The organism is Vibrio sp. 704 (assembly GCF_033339295.1).
The window spans coordinates 1-734 of sequence record NZ_JAWOUH010000394.1; the positions used below are offsets into that span (position 1 = coordinate 1).

Here is a 734-nt window from a genome sequence, read left to right on the forward strand (position 1 = left end):
TCGGAGGTGCCGGCCTTGGCGTTGGTCTAGCCACCATACTTGAACTGGCAGATAACTCGGTGCGTTCTCGCCGAGCATTAGAAAAACACCTGGGCGTTCCGGTGATCACCACCTTGCCTAAAGTGACGTTCGCCAGTTAACTCTCCTACTCACCATGACGATAAAGCACTCGTTGACCCGAGTGCTTTTTCTTTGCTACGCCACGTTAATTTACCGCATGGTTTTGTCTTCTCATTAATATGAATCTCAAATTGAGAATGTTGATTTTCAGATTTGACAGTCAGACCTAACTATTTGTTTTTATTTAAAATAAATAATGGCACGTAGCGTGCAACACGTTGTTCAGAGTAGATACACACTACTGAGGGCGTAAAGATGGAACGCAGAGAAAATAAAAACACCAAACGGAATCATAAAAAAGTGGTGTTGCATGTGGTGCAACACTTGGCACCGGGTGGATTAGAAACGCTAGTGCTGGATATGCTTCGCTTCGCAGAACCTCGTCACGATGTGTTTGTGGTGAGCTTAGAAGGCGCCAAATCCCAAGCCTTAGCGAAATGGGCTAAGTTGACCGAATACAAAAGCCAGCTTCATTTTCTCAATAAACAGCCGGGGTTCAGCGTTAAAACCTTAGGCACACTTACGGCGATGATCAAAGGCATGAAGCCAGATGTTGTACACACACATCATATTGGTCCTTTGCTTTACGGTGGCATTGCCTCACGTTTGGCTGG

General features: G+C 45.6%; 1 protein-coding gene. It reads left to right on the forward strand.

What is annotated here, in order from left to right; genetic code table 11:
• Nucleotides 1-375 precede the first annotated feature (375 nt).
• Nucleotides 376-734 (forward strand): glycosyltransferase (locus tag R7R24_RS26680; RefSeq protein WP_318120113.1); only part of this gene is annotated, 359 nt, incomplete at its 3' end.